Annotated in this window: 17 protein-coding genes; 8 read left to right on the forward strand and 9 right to left on the reverse strand. The window is 38.6% G+C overall.

Features of this window, described 5'->3' with window-relative positions; translation table 11 throughout:
* Positions 1–94: 94 nt before the first annotated feature.
* Positions 95–1,294, reverse strand: coding sequence for a radical SAM family heme chaperone HemW (gene hemW / locus MCQ_RS04130; RefSeq protein WP_006923726.1), 1,200 nt, complete (start codon positions 1,292–1,294; stop codon positions 95–97).
* Positions 1,291–1,938 carry a non-canonical purine NTP pyrophosphatase gene (locus MCQ_RS04135; RefSeq protein ID WP_006923727.1) on the reverse strand — a complete coding sequence of 216 codons (648 nt, stop codon included), beginning with the start codon at positions 1,936–1,938 and terminating at the stop codon, positions 1,291–1,293. Before MCQ_RS04135 ends, hemW begins: the two co-directional genes overlap by 4 nt.
* Positions 1,939–2,257: 319 nt before the next feature.
* On the opposite strand from MCQ_RS04135, the gene hrcA reads away from it, so the two are divergent.
* Both hrcA and grpE read left to right on the forward strand, forming a co-directional pair.
* Entirely contained in the window at positions 2,258–3,328 is a 1,071-nt protein-coding gene (gene hrcA, locus MCQ_RS04140; protein WP_006923728.1) for a heat-inducible transcriptional repressor HrcA, read from the forward strand.
* A 121-nt stretch (positions 3,329–3,449) separates the two neighbouring features.
* Positions 3,450–4,112, forward strand: coding sequence for a nucleotide exchange factor GrpE (gene grpE, locus MCQ_RS04145; protein WP_006923729.1), 663 nt, complete (start codon positions 3,450–3,452; stop codon positions 4,110–4,112).
* Between the two features lie 106 nt (positions 4,113–4,218).
* On the opposite strand, the gene thpR is transcribed toward grpE, so the two are convergent.
* The 6 genes from thpR to MCQ_RS04180 all read right to left on the reverse strand — a co-directional run bounded on the left by thpR (position 4,219) and on the right by MCQ_RS04180 (position 9,208).
* Positions 4,219–4,758 carry an RNA 2',3'-cyclic phosphodiesterase gene (thpR, locus tag MCQ_RS04150; protein ID WP_006923730.1) on the reverse strand — a complete coding sequence of 180 codons (540 nt, stop codon included), beginning with the start codon at positions 4,756–4,758 and terminating at the stop codon, positions 4,219–4,221.
* Positions 4,759–5,328: 570 nt separating this feature from the next.
* Positions 5,329–5,625, reverse strand: coding sequence for an HPr family phosphocarrier protein (locus MCQ_RS04160; protein WP_006923732.1), 297 nt, complete (start codon positions 5,623–5,625; stop codon positions 5,329–5,331).
* Between the two features lie 24 nt (positions 5,626–5,649).
* A complete protein-coding gene (locus MCQ_RS04165) occupies positions 5,650–6,039 on the reverse strand; it encodes a PTS sugar transporter subunit IIA (RefSeq protein ID WP_006923733.1) in 390 nt (129 codons plus the stop codon).
* Between the two features lie 133 nt (positions 6,040–6,172).
* Positions 6,173–6,637, reverse strand: a complete 465-nt coding sequence (locus MCQ_RS04170) for an HPr kinase/phosphatase C-terminal domain-containing protein (RefSeq protein WP_006923734.1) — start codon at positions 6,635–6,637, stop codon at positions 6,173–6,175.
* Positions 6,638–6,661: 24 nt separating this feature from the next.
* Entirely contained in the window at positions 6,662–8,446 is a 1,785-nt protein-coding gene (locus MCQ_RS04175) for a sensor histidine kinase (protein ID WP_006923735.1), read from the reverse strand.
* A 39-nt stretch (positions 8,447–8,485) separates the two neighbouring features.
* Positions 8,486–9,208, reverse strand: coding sequence for a response regulator transcription factor (locus MCQ_RS04180; RefSeq protein ID WP_006923736.1), 723 nt, complete (start codon positions 9,206–9,208; stop codon positions 8,486–8,488).
* Positions 9,209–9,577: 369 nt separating this feature from the next.
* Here MCQ_RS04180 and lysM point away from each other — a divergent pair, with 369 nt between their 5' ends.
* Entirely contained in the window at positions 9,578–10,033 is a 456-nt protein-coding gene (gene lysM, locus MCQ_RS04185; protein WP_006923737.1) for a peptidoglycan-binding protein LysM, read from the forward strand.
* 105 nt (positions 10,034–10,138) lie between these two features.
* On the opposite strand, the gene MCQ_RS04190 is transcribed toward lysM, so the two are convergent.
* Positions 10,139–10,693, reverse strand: coding sequence for a copper chaperone PCu(A)C (locus MCQ_RS04190; RefSeq protein WP_006923738.1), 555 nt, complete (start codon positions 10,691–10,693; stop codon positions 10,139–10,141).
* Between the two features lie 852 nt (positions 10,694–11,545).
* On the opposite strand from MCQ_RS04190, the gene dnaK reads away from it, so the two are divergent.
* From dnaK to lepA, 5 genes are all read left to right on the forward strand, one after another.
* Entirely contained in the window at positions 11,546–13,438 is a 1,893-nt protein-coding gene (dnaK, locus tag MCQ_RS04195) for a molecular chaperone DnaK (RefSeq protein ID WP_035007955.1), read from the forward strand.
* Between the two features lie 156 nt (positions 13,439–13,594).
* Entirely contained in the window at positions 13,595–14,740 is a 1,146-nt protein-coding gene (gene dnaJ / locus MCQ_RS04200; RefSeq protein ID WP_006923740.1) for a molecular chaperone DnaJ, read from the forward strand.
* 1,309 nt (positions 14,741–16,049) lie between these two features.
* On the forward strand, positions 16,050–16,955 hold the full coding sequence (argB, locus tag MCQ_RS04205) for an acetylglutamate kinase (RefSeq protein ID WP_006923741.1): 906 nt from the start codon (positions 16,050–16,052) through the stop codon (positions 16,953–16,955).
* A 35-nt stretch (positions 16,956–16,990) separates the two neighbouring features.
* Positions 16,991–17,905, forward strand: coding sequence for a DMT family transporter (locus MCQ_RS04210; RefSeq protein WP_006923742.1), 915 nt, complete (start codon positions 16,991–16,993; stop codon positions 17,903–17,905).
* Positions 17,906–18,150: 245 nt separating this feature from the next.
* Positions 18,151–19,956: a translation elongation factor 4 gene (lepA, locus tag MCQ_RS04215; protein ID WP_035007958.1), complete on the forward strand. Its 1,806-nt coding sequence runs from the start codon at positions 18,151–18,153 to the stop codon at positions 19,954–19,956.
* The last annotated feature ends 41 nt before the right edge of the window (positions 19,957–19,997 follow it).

A 19,997-nucleotide genomic window follows, 5' to 3' on the forward strand; every position in this document is an offset into this window, starting at 1 on the left:
AGTGATCGTTTTTTTTAAACAGTTTTCTCCCAAATTGAAAACCATAAATATCAAGTCACACATGATGTGATAGTAAGTTAGAATTGAAGAGATTTTAATTTGCCAGTTGGCTGATGATGTGGTCAAGGAGCATGCGTCCTGTGGTGGTAGCTTTTAAACGCTGGTTCCCTAACATTTCTACCAATCCTTTTTGTTGTAAATCAATAAGTTTTTCCATTGATAAACTGCTAGGGCTTAAAGTTTCATAGCGCATAAGATCTAAACCTTCGCAAAGACGCAACCCCATAAGAAGCATTTCATTTGCCTGTTGCACTTTGGTTAATTGTTCTGTTTCAACACATCCATGTCCTGTAGTTTCTACCAATTTGAGCCAATGTTCAGGGTATTTTTCATTTATTGTGACATAACGTTCGTCATTTTCAATTTGAGATGAAAATACTTTTGAAAAGGCAGAGAAATTATCCTGTGGGCGTCTGATAAAGCGTCCGTGTGCCCCTGGACCAAAGCCTGCATATTCATGATAACGCCAGTAAAGAAGATTATGAGCTGATTCAGCACCGGGGATTGCGTGATTTGAGATTTCATAGGCTGGAAGTCCATGCAGTGTAGTTATTTCTTGAGTGAGATGATAGAGGTCTGCTGCGAGTTCGGATGTAGGAAGAATAAGTCTTCCTGCAGCATGGAGTCTTTTAAAGGAGGTTCCTTCCTCGATAGTTAGTTGATAAAGAGAAAGATGGTCTACTGCAAAATCAAGGGCTTGAAGAAGCTCACATTTCCATTGTTCGAGTGTTTGTTCGGGGCGTGCATAGATTAAATCAAAAGATAAGCATGGAAAAATTTCTCGCGCTAAAGCAACAGCGTGAAGAGCTTGTTTCACATCATGAAGACGGCCAAGTTGTCGCAATGCTTTATCATTAAGTGCTTGTACACCGAGCGACAACCGGTTAACTCCTGCTGTGCGGTATCCGCGAAAGCGCTCTGCTTCCACACTAGATGGATTGGCTTCCAGTGTTATTTCAGCTTTATCATCAACTGTCCACTTTTTTGTAATTGCTTGCAACAAAGCATCAACAGTTTGAGGAGTCATGAGGGAGGGTGTTCCCCCGCCGATAAAAATACTCGTAATATGACGTGGACCTATTTTATGGTACTGCGTTTCTATTTCGCGTTTAAAGGCAGCTACGAAACGTGGTTGATCAACCCCATTTACGCGAACATGCGAATTAAAATCACAATAGGGGCATTTGGCAGCACAAAAGGGCCAATGGATGTAAATGCCAAAAGGTTCATTCATGAGAACGTCAAAAGGTTTTCTGCTAAAATTTTGAAAGCGCGCGCGCGGTGAGAGAGGGGTGTTTTATGATTGGGTTTCCAGCCATGTTTTTGCTCTTTTGTCATTTCACCGAAGGTTTTTTCATATCCATCTGGTAAAAAAACGGGATCAAACCCAAAACCTTTATCGCCGCGTGGAGGCCAAATGAATGTGCCTTCAACACTGCCACGAAAATAATCTGCATAACCATCAGGCCATGCAATGCAAATAACTGATATAAAACGACATTTTCTCTTACTTTTTTCAGTAGCTCCAATTTTTTGGAGTTCGTTTTCTACTTTTTGCATCGCTTTAAAAAAATTACGTGTACCATCGGGCTGAATAGCCCAGTCAGCTGTATAAACACCTGGTGCACTATCTAATGCATACACTTCCATACCAGAATCATCAGAGAGAGAAGGAAGCCCTGTAGCTTTTGCAGCTGCGAAGGCTTTAATATAGGCATTTTCTGCAAATGTTTTTCCTGTTTCTTTTGGTTCAGGCAAGTCTAATTCCTTTGCTGATTGTGTTGTTAAACCAAAAGGAGAGACTAATGTGATGATTTCATGTAATTTGCCTGCATTATGCGTGGCAATGACGAGTTTTTGAGTTACTATACTTCTCATATACATCTCTCCAAAATGAAAGAGGATAGCTATTTTTTATGCTAAAAACCAGCTTGAACTATTATATAATATGCGTTTTTACAGATTTTACGAAACACAATCTTTTTGAATGCTTATTCATATTCTGTTCAAATGGAGTCTTACATATTTAATGAAGACAGTGATTGGAAAGATATATAAAAGTATCTTTCTTTTTGATGATAGCATTTTTTTTATGATAAATATGTATTATGCTTTTGCACTGCTTTAGACTATTTGACCAAACCTTGGCAAAACTTATATAAGAAAAGAGTATTTTAAAAGTATTGAAACAATTGTGATGAAGCAAAAACCTATTGATAATGAAATAAAATATCTTAATGAGCGTTCACGTGATATTTTTCGCCATATCGTTGAAGCCTACCTTAATGATGGAGAGCCTGTGGGATCACGAAATCTTTCACGGCTTTTGCAACAGACATTATCACCTGCGACAATTCGCAATGTGATGAGTGATCTTGAACATCTCGGTTTGATTTATGCACCTCATGTGTCTGCAGGAAGAATGCCGACGCAATCGGGTTTACGATTTTTTGTTGATGCATTCATGGAAGCTGGTGATTTACCAACTGAGGAGCGCGAAAGTATTGAAACCCAAGTTAAGGAGGCTGGTCATGCACAATCAATTGAACATTTTCTCATTCAAGCGAGCCAAGTTCTTTCAGATCTATCGCGTGGGGCAGGATTAGTTCTGGCAACAAAACACGAAGGGACGTTGAAGCATATTGAATTTGTGCGCCTTGATGGAGAACACGCTCTTGCAGTTTTGGTGACTCAGCAAGGTGAAGTTGAAAATCGTATTGTTCATTTACCGGAAGGAGTTACCCATGCACAATTGACAGAGGCAACGAATTTTCTCAATGCCCATATTCAGGGGCGTACATTGAGTGAAGCTAAAAAGGAAATTGCGCGTTTATGCTTGGAAACACGGGCTGCACTTGATCATTTGTCTCATCATCTTGTTGAAACAGGGTTAGCTGTTTGGGGAGGAGAAGATGCTGAGCATAAAATACACCTTATTGTTCGCGGGCGGAGCAATTTGCTTGAAGATGTGAAAGCAGAAGAAGATTTAGAGCGATTGCGACATTTGTTTGATGATCTTGAAACGCGTGAAAGTATGGCGCAGCTACTTGATTTAACGGATGAAGGTTCAGGGGTTCGTATCTTTATTGGCTCGGAAAATAAGTTGTTTTCGCTTTCTGGTTCTTCTTTAGTGGTGGCACCTTATTGTGATTCACAACAACGAGTTATTGGTGCTTTGGGGGTTATTGGGCCAACACGGCTTAATTATGCAAGAATCGTGCCTATGGTTGATTATACAGCTCAACTTATCTCGCAGTTGTTGCGTTAGGATAACGCCGTGGATGTTTTTTATAGACGCTCATTGTGTTAAGATGCGTAATACCCCTTGATTTTTGTCTGTAAAATTTCGATATCGATAATAATAAATTTTATGAAGGAATGGAATTTTTATGTCTGATGAAAAAAACAAATTTACTGACGCTTCATTGGAAAATTGCGATTTAAAAAAACCAGTTGATCGTGATGCATTGAAACAAGCTGCTGATGAGTTTTTAAAAGACCGTAAAGCAGAAACTTGCGCAGACGTTGAAGAAGAAGGAAATGAGTTTATTGATTCCTTAGCTGTTTTGCAGGATGAAAATAAAGAATTGAAAGATCAACTTTTACGTCTTGCGGCAGATATGGAAAACCTTCGGCGTCGTACTGCACGTGATGTGGCTGATGCAAGAGCTTATTCGATTGCTAATTTTGCACGCGATATGTTATCTGTTTCTGATAATCTCAATCGTGCTTTGGAAGCTATTCCAGAAGGAGCAAAGGAGAATGATGCTGGTTTGAAAACGCTAGCTGAGGGCGTTGAAATGACTGAGCGTGCAATGATAGCAGCGTTAGAACGTCATGGAGTGAAGAAAATTTACCCAGAGGGGCAAAAATTTGATCCTCACTTTCATCAAGCAATGTTTGAAATTCCTAATTCTGATGTTCCAGATAATACCGTTCAGCAAGTTGTTCAAGCAGGTTATATCATTGGTGAACGCGTGCTACGTCCAGCAATAGTTGGTGTGGCCAGAAGGGGAGCAAAAGAAGCTTCTGTTGAAGCTAATTCGCAATAAACACTTCAACAAAAATATCTGCAACGCAAGACTACAGCATTGCAGGTGCAGTTTTATATTTTGAAGCATTTCATCAAAAAGGTTTTAAAGGATGTTTTAACATCCTTTATCCTTGAAGTGTCCAGCGTCCTTTTACAACATATGGGGCATCGCTTGAAGGAGATGGCGATAACAATAAGACAAAATGGTTAATTTCAAAGGCCGGAAACGAAAAATCATCTCGAGAGGACAAATAAGGAGGCAGATCATCAGGTCTAATATCAAGCAATCGTGCAAGAGTAATATGCGGAGTAAATTGCTTTTCATCAGGAGCTAACGTCAAATGGCTCCGGATATTTTGCATCTGTTCGTGTAAACTATTAAGAGTTTCACAAGGCTCAATGCCGACAACTAGAGAATGGGGAGCATTTTCTGAACCAAAAACTTCGAAACCTCTCATTTTTAATGCAAAAGGGGGAAGCTTTATTGTGTCAAAAGCACAAATAATCTTATCTGCTACAGAGTCTTCAACTTCACCAAAAAAAGACAAAGTGATATGAAAGTTTCGTGGGTTAATCCACTGTGCGTTTGGCAAGCCATTTTGCAGTAATATAAGTGCTTCTGTTGTTTCTTGCGGAATCTGAAGTGCACTAAACAGACGTTGCATGGTATCTCCTTATAGTCAGAAAACATCACTGTGAGCGCAATGACGGATAATTAATAACGGATCACACCTCTAAGGATGAGGAAATTATATAGAAAAAGAATAGCTAAAAAATGGCTACCATAATTATGAATTCAATTCATAAAGTTTATGATCTAGGATAATGCTCATAATTTTTAATAAAGCTATGTTATATGAAGTATCGGAAAGATATACAGTTAGAGGATCGCTTGTGTTCTTATTATCAATGTTACAAATACAGGCTAAAATAAGAAAAGTTTATGGATTTTTAATTTTGCAATTATCTTTTATATTGGTTAAAAGTAAACTCAAAGCTGTTTTAGCATATCTCTATAAACATTTAATTATATGTGTTAAAGGTTATGATAGCCATAATGCTCAACATTCGAACTGGTCAAATATCGTGGGAAAAGAAAGCTCATATAGGTATTATAAATAACACAAAAACCACAAACATTTATGTCTACGATAACCATATTGCCAATTCAAACGGATACGAATGTTGATATCCTTAAGAGAAAACGAAGAAGTCTCTTTTTTAGGTGAGAAGCTTTAGTTTTCTTCTCCAAATTTGTTGTTAATAAGTTTTTCAAGAGCATTGAGAGCATCATTTGCTTCTGGTCCTGAAACGCGGATAGTGAGATTACAACCCGGTGAGGCTGCTAACATCATAAGTCCCATAATTGATGAGCCACCAACAACTTTTCCGTCTTTTTCAACTTCAACAATGGCATTGAAATTGTCAACAGTTTGTACAAATTTTGCAGAAGCGCGGGCATGCAACCCGCGTTTATTACAAATATTGAAATGGCGACTTAATATACATGGGAGAGTATCTTTGGAAAGCATCTGTGTTAATTATCCGCTATAAAGTCATACTGGTACATTAATATATTTACGTCCTGCTTCTTGGGCTATTTTTAAAGCTTCTGATAATGAAATATCAGGACATTGCCGAATAGAAATCAGTTTAATGAGCATGGGTAAATTAACACCTGCAATCATTTCAACACGTCCTTTTTTAATAGCAGGAATAGCCATATTTGACGGTGTTCCACCGAACACATCTGTTAATATAATCACACCATGGTTTGTATCTGTAGAGGAAACTGCGGCTATAATGTCATCTTGGCGCTGATTCATGTCATCATCGGGATAGACGCATATTGTTGCAAATTTTTCTTGTGTTCCAACAACATGTTCTACAGCATGCAAAAATTCAACAGCCAATTCACCGTGCGTTACAAGCACGAGTCCAATCATTTTACAAAAACTCCTGTTAACTAAAAGACCCAACCATATGGTGGAAAGAGTATTTTACAAGGCTTTGCTGTGCTGCCAAGAAAAATTTTCAAAAAAAGGCAAAAATAATGATTTTTTCCCCTTTAGAAAAAAATTAGACAGATTTCGACCATCTTTTTCTAAAAAAGAATGCTTCAATAGCCTGACAAATGGCAGTGCAATCTGCTTCATGAAGGCTAGGAAGTTTTAAAAGAGGAATATGCAGATCAGCAAATTTAAAAGTCTGATTCGTTGAGAAACGCTCATATTCAGGACCAAGAAGAATAACGCAGTCAATAGTTGTTTGTTTTTCAAACTCCATCGTATAGAGACCAACACCACGAATCTCGATACCGCCCTGCAAACCTTCTGGAGTATATCCACAGAGTTTTCCATTTTCCACACAGAGCATTGTATAATCATCACTGATAAGCTTCGCTTCACGTTTTGACCACCCAGCACGGTCAAGTAAAGAAAGGGTCAATGTTGATTTTCCTGAGCCAGACGGGCCTATAATCAAGAGTCCCTTTCCTCCAAGTTGGAGACAATTTGCATGGAGTATTTCATTTTTTGTTTTCATGCTTTTTGCTTTGGGTAAAAGGGTTTATTTTGCGAAGGGAAGCACAATAATAAAACGTGCACCAGTTTTACTATTTTCGAGCTTGGGGTCAACAATATTTTCAGCTGTAATTGTTCCATTATGAGCTTCAATGATTTGCCGGCTAATAGAAAGGCCAAGTCCTGAGTTTTGACCAAATGTATCTTCATTTGGTCGATCTGTATAGAAGCGTTCAAAAATGCGTTCAATATTATCCGAACGAATACCAGGGCCATTATCTTCAATGGTTAAGGTAAGAGTTGAAGCATCACTCTTCATCGTTATACAAATTTTGCCATTATCATGGGGAATGAAAGAACGTGCATTTTCAATGAGATTTGAAATAACTTGCCCTAAACGGAGTTCATGTCCCAAAACAAGGTAGGCTTTTCCATGAGGACGTGGGACAATATTAAGGCTGATATCAATGGTTTGCGTATTACGGTATACTTCATGAACGGCATGAACGAGACTTTCCAGAAGCAGTGTCATATCAACAATCTGCGCGGTTTCACGCGCAAGTTCTGCATCGAGTCGTGAGGCATCAGAAATATCAGTAATCAAACGGTCAAGACGACGCACATCATGTTGAATAATTTCAAGCAATTGTTCCTGTGCTTCTTCATTTTTGGCCAGTGGGAGCGTTTCAACAGCACTACGCAAGGAGGTAAGTGGATTTTTTAATTCATGGCTTACATCAGCAGCAAAGCGTTCAATGGCTTCAATGCGTGTGTAAAGAGCATTGGTCATATCACGAATAGAGGTTGAAAGATGACCAATTTCATCTTCGCGCATTGAAAAGTCAGGAATTTCTACGCGCTTGTTGTTGCCATTGCGTACACGGTTGGCAGAGGCGGACAATTTGCTCAATGGATGCGCGATCGTATGGGCTAAAAATAAGGAAAGGACCAAAAGCACACTTCCAACAACGGCAAAGACTTTAAAAATAACCAGCCTTTCAGCTTTTACAATGTTATCAATATCTGAACCGGTGGTTGAAAGAAGAAGCGCACCCACCACTGCACGATAGCGCTGAACAGGTACAGCAACAGAAACGATTAATTGACCTTGTCTATTGCGTCGTTTGGCAGTAGCAAGAGATCCATTTAGTGCTCGGTAAACTTCTGGATAAGCAATACCCCGGCTTTTCACTTGCTCTCTATCAGTGGCAATTCCATTGCCATAAAATGCGCTTGAAAACCATGATGTGAGGCGTTCCCACAGGTTTTTTTCAATTTTAATTGGAGGTAAATCATAGCTGAAAACTTCGCCGCTAGAATAAAGAACGCGCGAATCAAGAAGTAAAGTAGCATCACGATCATAGATACGTGCTCTTGTTGTTTGGGGCGTGATAAGACGCCGTAAAAGAGGAGCAACTTGTTCAGGATTAATGGGAAAATCCCAAGAGTCTGTTGATTGAGGTGCAGGTGTAACACTTTCTCCAGCTTGTAATTCCAAAAGTTTTTTGGGGTCTATGAGAATAGAATTCGTATCTATCGTTGCAGAAGCAGCAATGGCTCCAGCGATAATCTTCCCTTGGATGCATAAACTTTTGATTTTCGCTTCAATTAAACCATCGCGAAACTGATTAAGGTATAAAATGCCTGTAACTAGGATAGCAAGAGCAGCAAGATTTAAAATGACGATGCGGCGTGTAAGACTGGAAAAAAACAATTGTCTGAGGAGACGTTGTGTCCGAAAATGGAAATGAGCAAACATAAGAAATGGCGTTGAGAGGATGTCATTTGAGGTTGTTTTTTGCACAGTTTCCGGTCGAGTATTTTTTGTCATCGATTTGATCGCCGTTCAAATTTTTGCGACAAAATAGCTTCACACCTCGTGGAAACGATAGCCCACACCGTAAAGTGTTTCAATCATTGCAAAATCATCATCCACTTGTTTAAACTTTTTACGCAGACGTTTAATGTGACTATCGATGGTACGGTCATCTACATAAACTTGATCACTATAGGCAGCATCCATCAAAGCATCACGACTTTTCACAACTCCTGGTCTTTGCGCTAAGGTTTGTAGAATCAAAAACTCTGTAACGGTTAGGATAACAGGTTTATCTTTCCATGTACAGGTATGACGTTCTTGATCCATCACAAGATCTCCGCGTTTGAGAGAAGAGGTGGGAGATGCTCCTGTTGCAAGCGGTTGGTTACGAGCACTGGAACGGCGCAAAATAGCTTTTACGCGTTCAATGAGAAGACGTTGAGAGAAAGGTTTGGTAATAAAATCGTCAGCTCCCATTTTAAGACCAAACAGTTCATCAATTTCATCATCTTTAGAGGTAAGAAAAATAACAGGAATATCAGATTTTTGACGCAATCGGCGTAAAAGTTCCATCCCATCCATTCGAGGCATTTTAATATCAAAAATAGCTAAATGTGGGGGATGCAGTGTTAGACCTTTGAGTGCAGATGCTCCATCTGTATAACTTTCAACGCGATAGCCTTCTGTTTCAAGCGCAAAAGATAAAGATGTTAAAATGTTACGGTCATCATCAACAAGTACAATCGTTTGTGTGATTGCTGGATTATCTTTCATGACTTCTTAGACCTTTCTATTGCCGTGGCAGCAAATTATCCACGCTATTTATATGGGAGTTCACATTTTTTTTGCAAAACAAATATGATACAAATTGTAACTGAAGAAAAAACTCTGCATCTTTGCGGTAACAGATTGTTTTATCTCTGCAATTTTATAACGTTTTTGTATGTATTAAGATCCCTTTATGCAGGAAAAATTTTCATAGAGGCGTTTTTTACCAAAGTCTATCGTTATCTCTGTCCCAGAATTGAACAGTTGGTTTTTATTTGTTGAAGTTTAGAAAATTCGCCTATCTGTTTTAAGAGCAGAGGAAAGAGGGTGGTGGTATATGCAAAATTGCATCCACTTGCATAAAAGGAGGCCATAATGGGATTTTTTAATTTTGTTAAAACAGTTGGCGAAAAGCTTGGTATTGGGGATCATGCGCCAAAAGAAAAAGATTTTAAGGCGGCATTCGATAGCTTTCAGCTCGACACAAAAAAAGTGAATATTCAGGTTGAAAATGGTAAAGCTGTTTTGAGTGGTGAGGTTCCAGATAGGGAAACACTTGAAAAAGCACTTTTGGTTGTTGGGAATTCGCAGGGTATTTCTTCTGTTGATATTGATCAATTAAAAATTGCAGATACGATGTCTAAAAAAGCCTCTCGCTTTTATGAGGTGAAATCTGGTGATAATCTCTGGAAAATTGCTGAAGAGGTTTATGGAAAAGGGCAAGGCGATAAAAACACATTCATTTTTGAAGCCAATAAGCCGATGCTGAAATCGCCTGATAAAATTTATCCTGGACAAGTTTTGCGTATTCCTGAAATTGACCACGCTTAAATAAAAAAGGTAGACTATTTGCTTTTTACAATATGTTTTGCGGAGCTAAACAAAAATAAGAAGCGTGAGATTTTCCCACGCTTCGATTGCATGATGATGAAATAGCTAGTGAGTAGGAGCAGATTTGGAAGGCGAATTTACAGCCATAGCATTTACAGAGAAGTCAATGTCAATTGTTCCTGCTTGCTCAAACGTCAATTTTGCGCTGACTTTATCACCTAGCTTAAATGGGTGTGAAAGTCCCATGAACATAATGTGATCTCCACCTGGTTTAAGTGTGATTTCGCCATTACCGGGAATTTCGATACCATTGTGCATTTTTTCCATTTTCATGATATCGTTAACGACAGCCATAGAGTGAATTTCTGTTGACTGTACGCCGGTTGTTGAAACAGAAATCAAACGGTCTGGGGTGTTGCCGTGATTAATGATATAGAGATAACCGCTGCCAACTTTTATGCCTCTAGGTGTTGCGCGTGTCCAAGGATGAAGGATTTCTATGTTGCCAATTTTATACTGTTGAGCGGTTGCGGGCAATGTTGTAAAAGCAAAGAGAAGAGCCCACAGGACATTTGTGATGAGCTTTTTAAGTGGATATTGTGCGTGTGCTGAATCTTTAGACATAAGCTTCTTTATTCTCTCGATGATAAATGTCATCATTGATTTACCCTCCTTCGTTAAACTCACTTTTGAGTGCTTTTTCCATTTTAGCAGAGTTTCTGTTTAAAATAAAAGAGAGAATTTCTAGAATTATATTGATTTGAATGTAAGGATAGGGGAATGAGTCCCTTATTTTGAAGGAATGGGATAAGATCTAAAATGGCAGTGCTCTTACAAACGGGATGGTTCGTTCTTAGTATATTTAAAAATTTAATAACAAATTTAATAAGAAGTATACAGGTGAGCAAAAGATCATCTTGGGTTTCTTAAAGTATGACTTTCAAACAGCAATGAACTATTAGGCGGTTAGAACCAGAGCTATTGAGAGTGGATTAATGGACAATATCTTCACAAATATTAGTACTTAGCAAGGTTAGGCTTGACTCTATAAGTAATCGATATAAGAAATATTGTATCTATTAACCATATAAGAATACAGCATCCGTTAGAGATTTTGCTAAGGAAAGCTGTGATATTCGTGGTATAAATCAGTCGTGGTTGAGCGATATTTTGAAAATCTTTATTTTTTCAATTTTTATAAGTTGATATTTTTAAAAGAACGCAAGAAGGATATGCTATGATATCTGCATTATTAATTAACTATGATGGCGTTTGCGCGTAAGTAGAATGCCTCTTTTAAAAGAAAAATTTCATTTTAGGAATGTTTCTTTCATTATTCTCTTGTAGCGGTAAAAGGCTGTTCTTATATACGAGGCAGCAAAATTTGTTGCGACTTACAGTTTATTGTTTGTGTAACTGGAAGTAGGAGGCAGATTTTGAGTTTTATCAAGGAGCTGCCTGAGAAAGATGCGTGATGAAGGTTGTGGTAGCTTGCTGAATGGAGATTATGATATGGCAAAAGTAATTGGTATTGATTTGGGGACGACTAACTCTTGTGTCGCTGTTATGGATGGCAAAAACGCAAAGGTTATTGAAAACTCAGAAGGAGCACGGACTACACCTTCTGTTGTTGCATTTACTGATGGGGGCGAGCGGCTTGTTGGGCAGCCTGCTAAACGGCAAGCAGTTACGAACCCTGAAGGAACGATTTTTGCAGTTAAACGTTTGATTGGTCGCCGTTTTGATGACCCCATGGTTGAAAAAGATAAAGCGCTTGTGCCTTATAAAATTGTTAAGGGCGACAATGGTGATGCATGGGTTGAAGAAGCAGGTAAGAAATATTCTCCGTCGCAAATTTCAGCTATGATTTTGCAAAAGATGAAAGAAACTGCTGAGGCGTATCTTGGTGAAAAAGTTGAGCAAGCCGTTATTACGGTTCCTGCTTATTTTAATGACGCACAACGTCAAGCTACCAAAGATGCAGGTAAAATTGCAGGACTTGAGGTTTTGCGGATTATCAATGAGCCGACAGCTGCTGCTTTAGCATATGGTTTGGATAAGAAAGACGGAAAAACGATTGCTGTTTACGATCTTGGTGGCGGTACATTTGATATTTCTGTACTTGAAATTGGAGATGGTGTTTTTGAAGTTAAGTCAACCAATGGAGATACGTTTTTAGGTGGTGAAGACTTTGACATGCGTTTGGTCGGTTATTTTGCAGATGAATTCAAAAAAGAACAAGGGATTGATCTGAAAAATGATAAACTGGCGTTGCAGCGCTTAAAAGAAGCGGCAGAAAAAGCAAAGATTGAACTTTCATCTTCACAGCAAACGGAAATCAATTTACCTTTTATTACAGCAGATCAATCTGGTCCCAAGCACTTAACGATGAAATTGACTCGGGCGAAATTTGAATCTCTCGTTGACGATTTAGTTCGGCGTACTATTGAACCTTGTAAAGCTGCACTGAAAGATGCAGGATTGAAAGCTGGTGAGATTGACGAAGTGGTTTTAGTGGGTGGTATGACGCGTATGCCCAAGATTCAGGAAGTTGTGCAAAGCTTCTTCGGCAAGGATCCACATAAAGGTGTTAATCCCGATGAGGTTGTGGCGATGGGTGCCGCCATTCAAGGGGGTGTTTTGCAGGGCGATGTAAAAGACGTGTTGCTGTTGGATGTAACGCCTTTATCTTTAGGTATTGAAACGCTGGGTGGAGTTTTTACGCGCCTTATTGAACGCAATACCACTATCCCTACTAAAAAATCACAGGTTTTTTCAACAGCTGATGATAATCAGAATGCGGTGACTATTCGTGTTTTCCAAGGTGAGCGCGAAATGGCTAACGATAACAAATTACTGGCTCAATTTGATCTTGTTGGTATTCCGCCAGCACCGCGTGGTGTGCCTCAGATTGAAGTTACTTTTGATATTGATGCGAATGGTATTGTCAATGTTTCGGCTAAGGATAAAGGAACTGGTAAAGAGCATCAAATTCGTATTCAGGCCTCAGGTGGTTTAAGTGATGCAGACATCGAAAAAATGGTAAAAGATGCAGAAGAACATGCGGCCGAGGACAAAAAACGCCGTGAAGGTGTTGAGGCCAGAAATCAAGCAGAGTCACTTATCCATTCAACTGAAAAGTCGCTTACGGAATATGGCGATAAGGTATCAGCTGAAGAAAAAGAACAGATTGAAACTGCAATATCTGATTTGAAGGCTGCGCTCGATGGCACTGATACTGGAGAAGTAACAGAAAAAATGCAGAAATTAGCAGAAGTGAGTATGAAGCTGGGACAAGCTATGTATGAAGCTTCGCAAGCAGAAACAGCCAACAGTGAAACAGATACAAAGAATGATGATGTTGTTGATGCTGATTTTGAAGAAATTAATGATAAGAAGAAATAAGTGTAGCAACTGTGTTGATTAATTAATGAACCCAGCCTTTGAAATAGAGGGATGGGTTTATTATTTGAGATGAGTTGCAACTTTGTTGCTAAAAATATAAGTTGAAAGCAAATTTTAATCCATTAGCAATGGATGAAAAAATATCAGGAATACATGATGAAGGTTGATTATTATGAAATTCTTGGCGTAACTCGCGAATGTGATGATAAAAAGTTGAAATCTGCTTTTCGTAAGTTGGCAATGCAATACCATCCTGATCGCAATCCGGGGAATAAAGAGGCAGAACGGAAGTTCAAAGAAATTGGTGAAGCTTATGAGGTTCTCAAAGATCCTCAAAAGCGGGCTGCTTATGATCGATTTGGTCATGCAGCTTTTGAAGGCGGCAACCAAGGGGGAGCAAATCCTTTTGGTGGTTTTGCTGGTGCTGGTGGATTTGCTGACATTTTTGAAGATTTTTTTGGTGAAATTATGGGGGGTGGACACCGTAAGCGCGGCGATGGTCGTGAGCGTGGTGCAGATCTAAGTTATAATATGGAAGTGACTTTGGAAGAAGCATTTTCAGGAAAAACTGCGCAAATTGATATTCCTTGTTCTGTTACTTGTGATGCTTGTGAGGGATCGGGTGCAAAAAAAGGCTCTAAGCCACAAGTGTGTGGAACTTGTCATGGAGCTGGTCGTGTGCGTGCCGCACAAGGTTTCTTTTCTATTGAACGAACATGTCCTACATGCCATGGACGTGGTGAAACTATTACCGATCCATGTCCAAAATGCCAGGGAACAAGACGGGTAGAAAAAAAACGTTCATTGAGTGTGAACGTTCCAGCTGGTATTGAAGATGGTACGCGTATTCGTCTTTCTGGTGAGGGAGATGCTGGTATTCGTGGTGGTCCTAGCGGTGATCTTTATATTTTTCTTTCCATTAAACCGCATGAATTTTTTCAGCGAGAGGGGGCAGATCTTCATTGTCGCGTTCCTATTTCAATGGTGACAGCTGCTTTAGGAGGGGAATTTGAAGTTTCTGACCTTGATGGTGTGAAAGCACGTGTTAAGGTTCCAGAAGGGACACAAAATGGGCGTCAGTTTCGCCTTAAGGGCAAAGGAATGCCAATGTTGCGGCGCCAGCAAGTAAGGGGTGACCTTTATATCCATATCAATATTGAAACACCGCAGAAATTGACACAAGAGCAACGCGAATTGTTGCAAAAATTTGAGAAGCTTTCAAATCATGAAAATTCGCCACAATCACATGGTTTTTTTTCACGTATGAAAGAGTTTTTTGAGAATATTTCTGGTCAAAATTAGTGAATACTTGTCAGAATAAATGGAGAGAGGGTATTTGAAAAATTATTTTAGTTACATTTCCTGTTGCATCACAACCTTTAGAAAGCTTAACATTCTTTTTGCTTGAAAAAAGAAAGGTTTTTATTGGCTGTTTTAGAGTGCATTTCTGTTGCTGGTTCGTTTGTATGTTTGATTTCATAGCTTCATGGGCAAATGTTGTTTCGAGTGTCTATGACGTTTGAAAAACAGCTTATCTACGCACCGATATATTGGCTACACTGACAATATCTCAAGTGTCACTATAACTACACTTTATCTATGCAAAGTTTTTTGTAGTTTTTCTCTTAAAAATCTGTCTTTTTCTTAATTTTATAAACAAGCTGTCATTTAAATACAAACTGTAAAATCGCTCAATTGAAGATAAAATCTTAGAGAATAGAAAAAGCAAAGTTCGCAGCTATCATAGGTTTTTTAGTGAAACATTTAGGATACTTGCAGTAGTCATTTGTTGTAGATAAGTCCCAAAGATATTTTCATACGAATTTTCCTGGTACACTTTCGGTATATGCAAAAGTTTTTTGGTAATGGGACGCAAGCGATCGAATTTTTTCTTGTTTGTTCATTTTTGTTTATTGCCATCAATTCTATTTATGTGAAGGGGTAGAATAATATTTTATCGTTTCAGCGATGTAATGATATTCAAATCTCCATTTTTATCTCTTTAGGCAATGAATATCGACAAATTAACGGGTTATGTGTATTTCTTTAAGCGAAAAGAAATGCGATTTTGCTAAAATTTTTTTGATGCAGCTCTGATTTCACATGTATAGTGGTAGATTGTTCACATGATGTTTTCTTATTGCCATGATTGGAAAAAGATGAAATTTTAGGTCAAAAACTGTAGCTTAGTGGAAATATTTGCGACTTAGTTATTTTTTATATTGGCCAATATGGCAGCCAATTTCATCATTATAAAAAATTTATTTTCTCTTATAAAATCAATAGTTGTATATATCTATATTCATTGTTAAAGATCCTACTATAGGATAAAATCCATGAGTTAAATGTACGACACAGCTTAGAAATTCTTTTAAACTCTGCTTCGAAATTTTATACATAAGATAATGACATTTGGTACGCCTATTCTGTTTAATTCTTCGACGCCAATTTTTTTTAAGGAAGATGACTTTATTTCATCTCATTATTATTTTTGTCGTAGTTTAAAGGAAAGTTAACAATATTTAGCGGGGATGGATAGAATAAAATTTGTTTTCACTTTTTCTAAACTCCACTAAAAGAGATGGTAAAAAGTAATGAGGAGGCTCTTTTAATGGATGATGTTGAAAACGGTGTTGCTGATGTTTTTGAAAAACAAGCAGCATTTTTGTCGTCTGCTTTACCCTATATGCAAAAATATGAAAATCAAACGGTCGTTGTAAAATATGGCGGTCATGCTATGGGTGATCCTGCTTTAGGGCGAGCATTTGCGCGTGATATTGCTCTTTTAAAGCAATCAGGCATTAACCCCGTTGTTGTTCATGGTGGAGGTCCTCAAATTGCTGAAATTTTAATGAAAATGGGGATTGAATCACGGTTTGAAAACGGTTTACGTGTAACCGATGAACGGATCGTTGAAGTTGTTGAAATGGTTTTAGCGGGTTCCATAAACAAGGAAATTGTTGCTCTCATCAATGCTGAAGGTGAATGGGCAATAGGGCTGTGTGGCAAGGATGGCAATATGGTTTTTGCCGAAAAGGCTTATAAAACTGTGATTGATCCTGATTCGCATATTGAGCGTGTTTTAGATTTAGGATTTGTTGGCGAACCTGTTGAAGTTGATCGCACATTACTGGATCTTTTAGCATGTTCTGAAATGATTCCAGTTCTTGCTCCTGTAGCTCCAGGCCGCGATGGTAAAACCTATAATATTAATGCTGATATTTTTGCTGGGGCCATTGCTGGTGCTTTGGCAGCTAAGCGTCTTTTGTTTTTAACGGATGTTCCTGGTGTATTGGATAAAAAGGGTAAACTTTTAAAGGAATTGACAATTTCGGAAGCTGAAAATCTCATAAGAAATGGAACAATTTCAGGTGGTATGATTCCAAAAGTAGAGACTTGTATGAAAGCCCTTCAAAATGGAGTTGAAGGTGTTGTTATTTTAAATGGCAAAACTCCCCATTCTGTTTTACTAGAACTTTTTACCGAACAGGGAGCGGGAACACTTATTGTTTCGTAGGACGTATGGAATAAACTGGAGGATGAAACCTTTTCATGATTGATATAAAACAATTGAAACGTCCTTTATTTAGCAAACAGGAATGGGCACTGTTTTTCGCTACAATATTATGGGGTATTACGTTTTTAGTGATTCACATTGCGGTACATTATAGCGGACCTCTCTTCTTTGTTGGATTTCGTTTTATCATTGCATCGTTTATATGTGGGGCGGTTTTTTGGCGCTCTATGAAAGATGTCACCGTTTATGAGATTTTTGCTGGTATGTCTATTGGTTTGGGAATGTTTCTTGGTTATGCTTTGCAAGCATCGGGGCTTCAAACGATTATGAGTAGTCAATCGGCTTTTATCACGGCACTTTATGTTCCGGCAGTACCAATATTGCAATGGATTGTTTTTAAAAAACCACCCCGTTTAGCTTGTTGGATTGGTATTATTTTTGCTTTTATTGGTCTTGTATTTATTTCGGGACAAAAGCCAGGGAGTTTCGATTTTTCAAAAGGTGAAATTTTAACTTTGTTAGGTGCTTTGGCAATTGCTGGAGAAGTTATACTCATTGGAATTTTTGCCAACAAGGTTGATAGTCGACGCGTAACGATTATACAATTATTTTTTAGTGGCCTTTTTTCATTTTTTTGTATGCCTTTAATGGGGGAAAGTATTCCTGAATTTTCATGGATATGGCTGGGTATCGGTATAGGATTGGCATTGATGAGTGCTATCATTCAATTGGCGATGAATTGGGCACAAAAATCCGTTTCACCCACTCGTGCAACACTCATTTACGCAGGCGAGCCTGTATGGGCTGGTATTGTTGGACGCTTAGCTGGTGAACATTTATCATCTTTAGCTTTATTAGGTGGATTGCTTATTCTAATTGGAATCATCGTAGCTGAATTACAACCTTCACAATGGCGTAAAAAAGATAAAATGATTAAAAAAATTGATTAACTTTGCAACTTTAAGAAAACAGATTCTTACAGAAGGTATGCTATTTTTCAATAAGCATTGCATAATAAAGCATTTGGGTATTTTTTTAATCATTGATGTTTAGTTTAGTAAATGAAACGCCTCATTTTTTAGGCTATAAGGGGTTATACTTCTAGAGCTCTTTGCATTTATATTTTTTTGAAAGGTTTCCAAAGGAACGTAATTGGTCTTTGCGTTTTGCGCTATTCTTTGCTAAATCGCCTCATATGACAGTAGATCGTAATCATATCCGTAATTTTTCCATCGTGGCTCACATTGACCACGGAAAGTCGACTTTGGCTGATCGTTTGATTCAAATGACAGGAGGGCTTGAGACACGAGAGATGAAAGAGCAAGTGCTCGATTCCATGGATATTGAGCGCGAACGTGGAATTACTATTAAAGCACAAACGGTACGTTTGCACTATAAGGCAAAAGATGGTGAAACCTATATTTTAAATCTTATCGATACGCCTGGTCATGTTGATTTTGCTTATGAGGTATCACGTTCGTTAGCGGCGTGTGAAGGTTCACTTTTAGTTGTGGATGCAAGCCAAGGTGTGGAAGCGCAGACATTGGCAAATGTTTATCAAGCTATTGATAATTCTCATGAATTGGTTGTGGTACTCAATAAGGTGGATCTTCCGGCTGCAGAACCTGAGCGCATTAAAGAGCAAATTGAAGATGTAATAGGTATTGATGCATCTGAGGCTATAGAAATATCAGCAAAAACAGGTTTGGGTATTTCAGATGTTTTAGAAGCAATTGTTACACAATTGCCTGCTCCGCATATTGGTGATGCTAAAAACCCCTTAAAAGCAATGTTGGTTGATAGTTGGTATGATAGTTATCTTGGCGTCATTGTTTTGGTACGTGTAATAGATGGTATTTTAAAAAAAGGTCAAACCATTCGCATGATAGGTACGGGAGTCAAATATCCTGTTGAACGCGTTGGTGTGTTTACGCCTAAAATGGTGCAAGTTGATGAGTTGGGACCAGGGGAGATTGGTTTTATAACAGCTTCTATCAAGGAGGTTGCTGATACGCGGGTTGGTGATACCATTACTGAAGAGCGTCGCCCTTGTGAAAAGGCTTTGTCTGGTTTTAAACCTGCTCAACCGGTTGTTTTTTGTGGACTTTTTCCAATTGATGCAGCGGATTTTGATGATTTGCGTGCAGCCATGGGTAAATTGCGCTTAAATGATGCCAGTTTTTCTTTTGAAATGGAAACATCAGCAGCTTTGGGCTTTGGCTTTCGTTGTGGTTTTTTAGGGCTTCTTCATCTTGAAATTATTCAAGAGCGATTGGAGCGCGAATTTAATTTGAATTTAATCGCGACAGCACCCTCTGTTGTGTATCGCATGAATATGAATGATGGTTCTGTTAAAGAATTACACAATCCAGCGGATATGCCTGATATTGTTAAAATTTCTTCTATTGAAGAACCATGGATTCGGGCAACAATTATGACGCCAGATGATTATCTCGGAGCCATCCTAGAACTTTGCCAAGAAAGGCGCGGGGTACAGGTTGGTTTGTCTTACGTTGGGGCGCGTGCTATGGTAACGTACGATTTGCCTTTAAATGAAGTGGTTTTTGACTTTTATGATCGTTTAAAATCAATCTCAAAGGGATATGCTTCTTTTGATTATCAGATGACTGACTATTCGGAAGGTGATTTGGTTAAAATGTCTATTTTGGTGAATGGAGAGTCTATTGATGCATTGTCAATGCTTGTGCACCGCACTATTGCAGAAAAGCGTGGGCGTTCAATGTGCGAAAAGTTGAAAGATCTTATTCCTCAGCATATGTTTCAGATTCCAATCCAAGCAGCGATTGGTGGCAAAATCATTGCGCGTGAAACCATTCGTGCTTTGCGTAAGGATGTGACCGCTAAATGTTATGGTGGTGATGTGACGCGTAAGCGCAAACTTTTAGAAAAACAAAAAGAGGGGAAAAAGCGGATGCGTCAATTCGGAAAAGTAGAAATTCCACAGTCGGCTTTTATCCAAGCGCTAAAAATGAGTAAATAGTAGACAAGAGAGAAAGTATTTTCCCTCATTGATTCAGCTTT

The sequence above is a fragment of the Candidatus Bartonella washoeensis Sb944nv genome (genome assembly GCF_000278135.1).
Taxonomy (GTDB): Bacteria; Pseudomonadota; Alphaproteobacteria; order Rhizobiales; family Rhizobiaceae; genus Bartonella; species Bartonella washoeensis.

Coding starts and splice junctions, on each gene's coding strand:
- hemW (WP_006923726.1), bottom strand. CDS start 1,294: ATGAATGAACCTTTTGGCATTTACATCCATTGGCCCTTTTGTGCTGCC.
- MCQ_RS04135 (WP_006923727.1), bottom strand. CDS start 1,938: ATGAGAAGTATAGTAACTCAAAAACTCGTCATTGCCACGCATAATGCA.
- hrcA (WP_006923728.1), top strand. CDS start 2,258: ATGAAGCAAAAACCTATTGATAATGAAATAAAATATCTTAATGAGCGT.
- grpE (WP_006923729.1), top strand. CDS start 3,450: ATGTCTGATGAAAAAAACAAATTTACTGACGCTTCATTGGAAAATTGC.
- thpR (WP_006923730.1), bottom strand. CDS start 4,758: ATGCAACGTCTGTTTAGTGCACTTCAGATTCCGCAAGAAACAACAGAA.
- MCQ_RS04160 (WP_006923732.1), bottom strand. CDS start 5,625: ATGCTTTCCAAAGATACTCTCCCATGTATATTAAGTCGCCATTTCAAT.
- MCQ_RS04165 (WP_006923733.1), bottom strand. CDS start 6,039: ATGATTGGACTCGTGCTTGTAACGCACGGTGAATTGGCTGTTGAATTT.
- MCQ_RS04170 (WP_006923734.1), bottom strand. CDS start 6,637: ATGAAAACAAAAAATGAAATACTCCATGCAAATTGTCTCCAACTTGGA.
- MCQ_RS04175 (WP_006923735.1), bottom strand. CDS start 8,446: ATGACAAAAAATACTCGACCGGAAACTGTGCAAAAAACAACCTCAAAT.
- MCQ_RS04180 (WP_006923736.1), bottom strand. CDS start 9,208: ATGAAAGATAATCCAGCAATCACACAAACGATTGTACTTGTTGATGAT.
- lysM (WP_006923737.1), top strand. CDS start 9,578: ATGGGATTTTTTAATTTTGTTAAAACAGTTGGCGAAAAGCTTGGTATT.
- MCQ_RS04190 (WP_006923738.1), bottom strand. CDS start 10,693: ATGATGACATTTATCATCGAGAGAATAAAGAAGCTTATGTCTAAAGAT.
- dnaK (WP_035007955.1), top strand. CDS start 11,546: ATGGCAAAAGTAATTGGTATTGATTTGGGGACGACTAACTCTTGTGTC.
- dnaJ (WP_006923740.1), top strand. CDS start 13,595: ATGAAGGTTGATTATTATGAAATTCTTGGCGTAACTCGCGAATGTGAT.
- argB (WP_006923741.1), top strand. CDS start 16,050: ATGGATGATGTTGAAAACGGTGTTGCTGATGTTTTTGAAAAACAAGCA.
- MCQ_RS04210 (WP_006923742.1), top strand. CDS start 16,991: ATGATTGATATAAAACAATTGAAACGTCCTTTATTTAGCAAACAGGAA.
- lepA (WP_035007958.1), top strand. CDS start 18,151: ATGACAGTAGATCGTAATCATATCCGTAATTTTTCCATCGTGGCTCAC.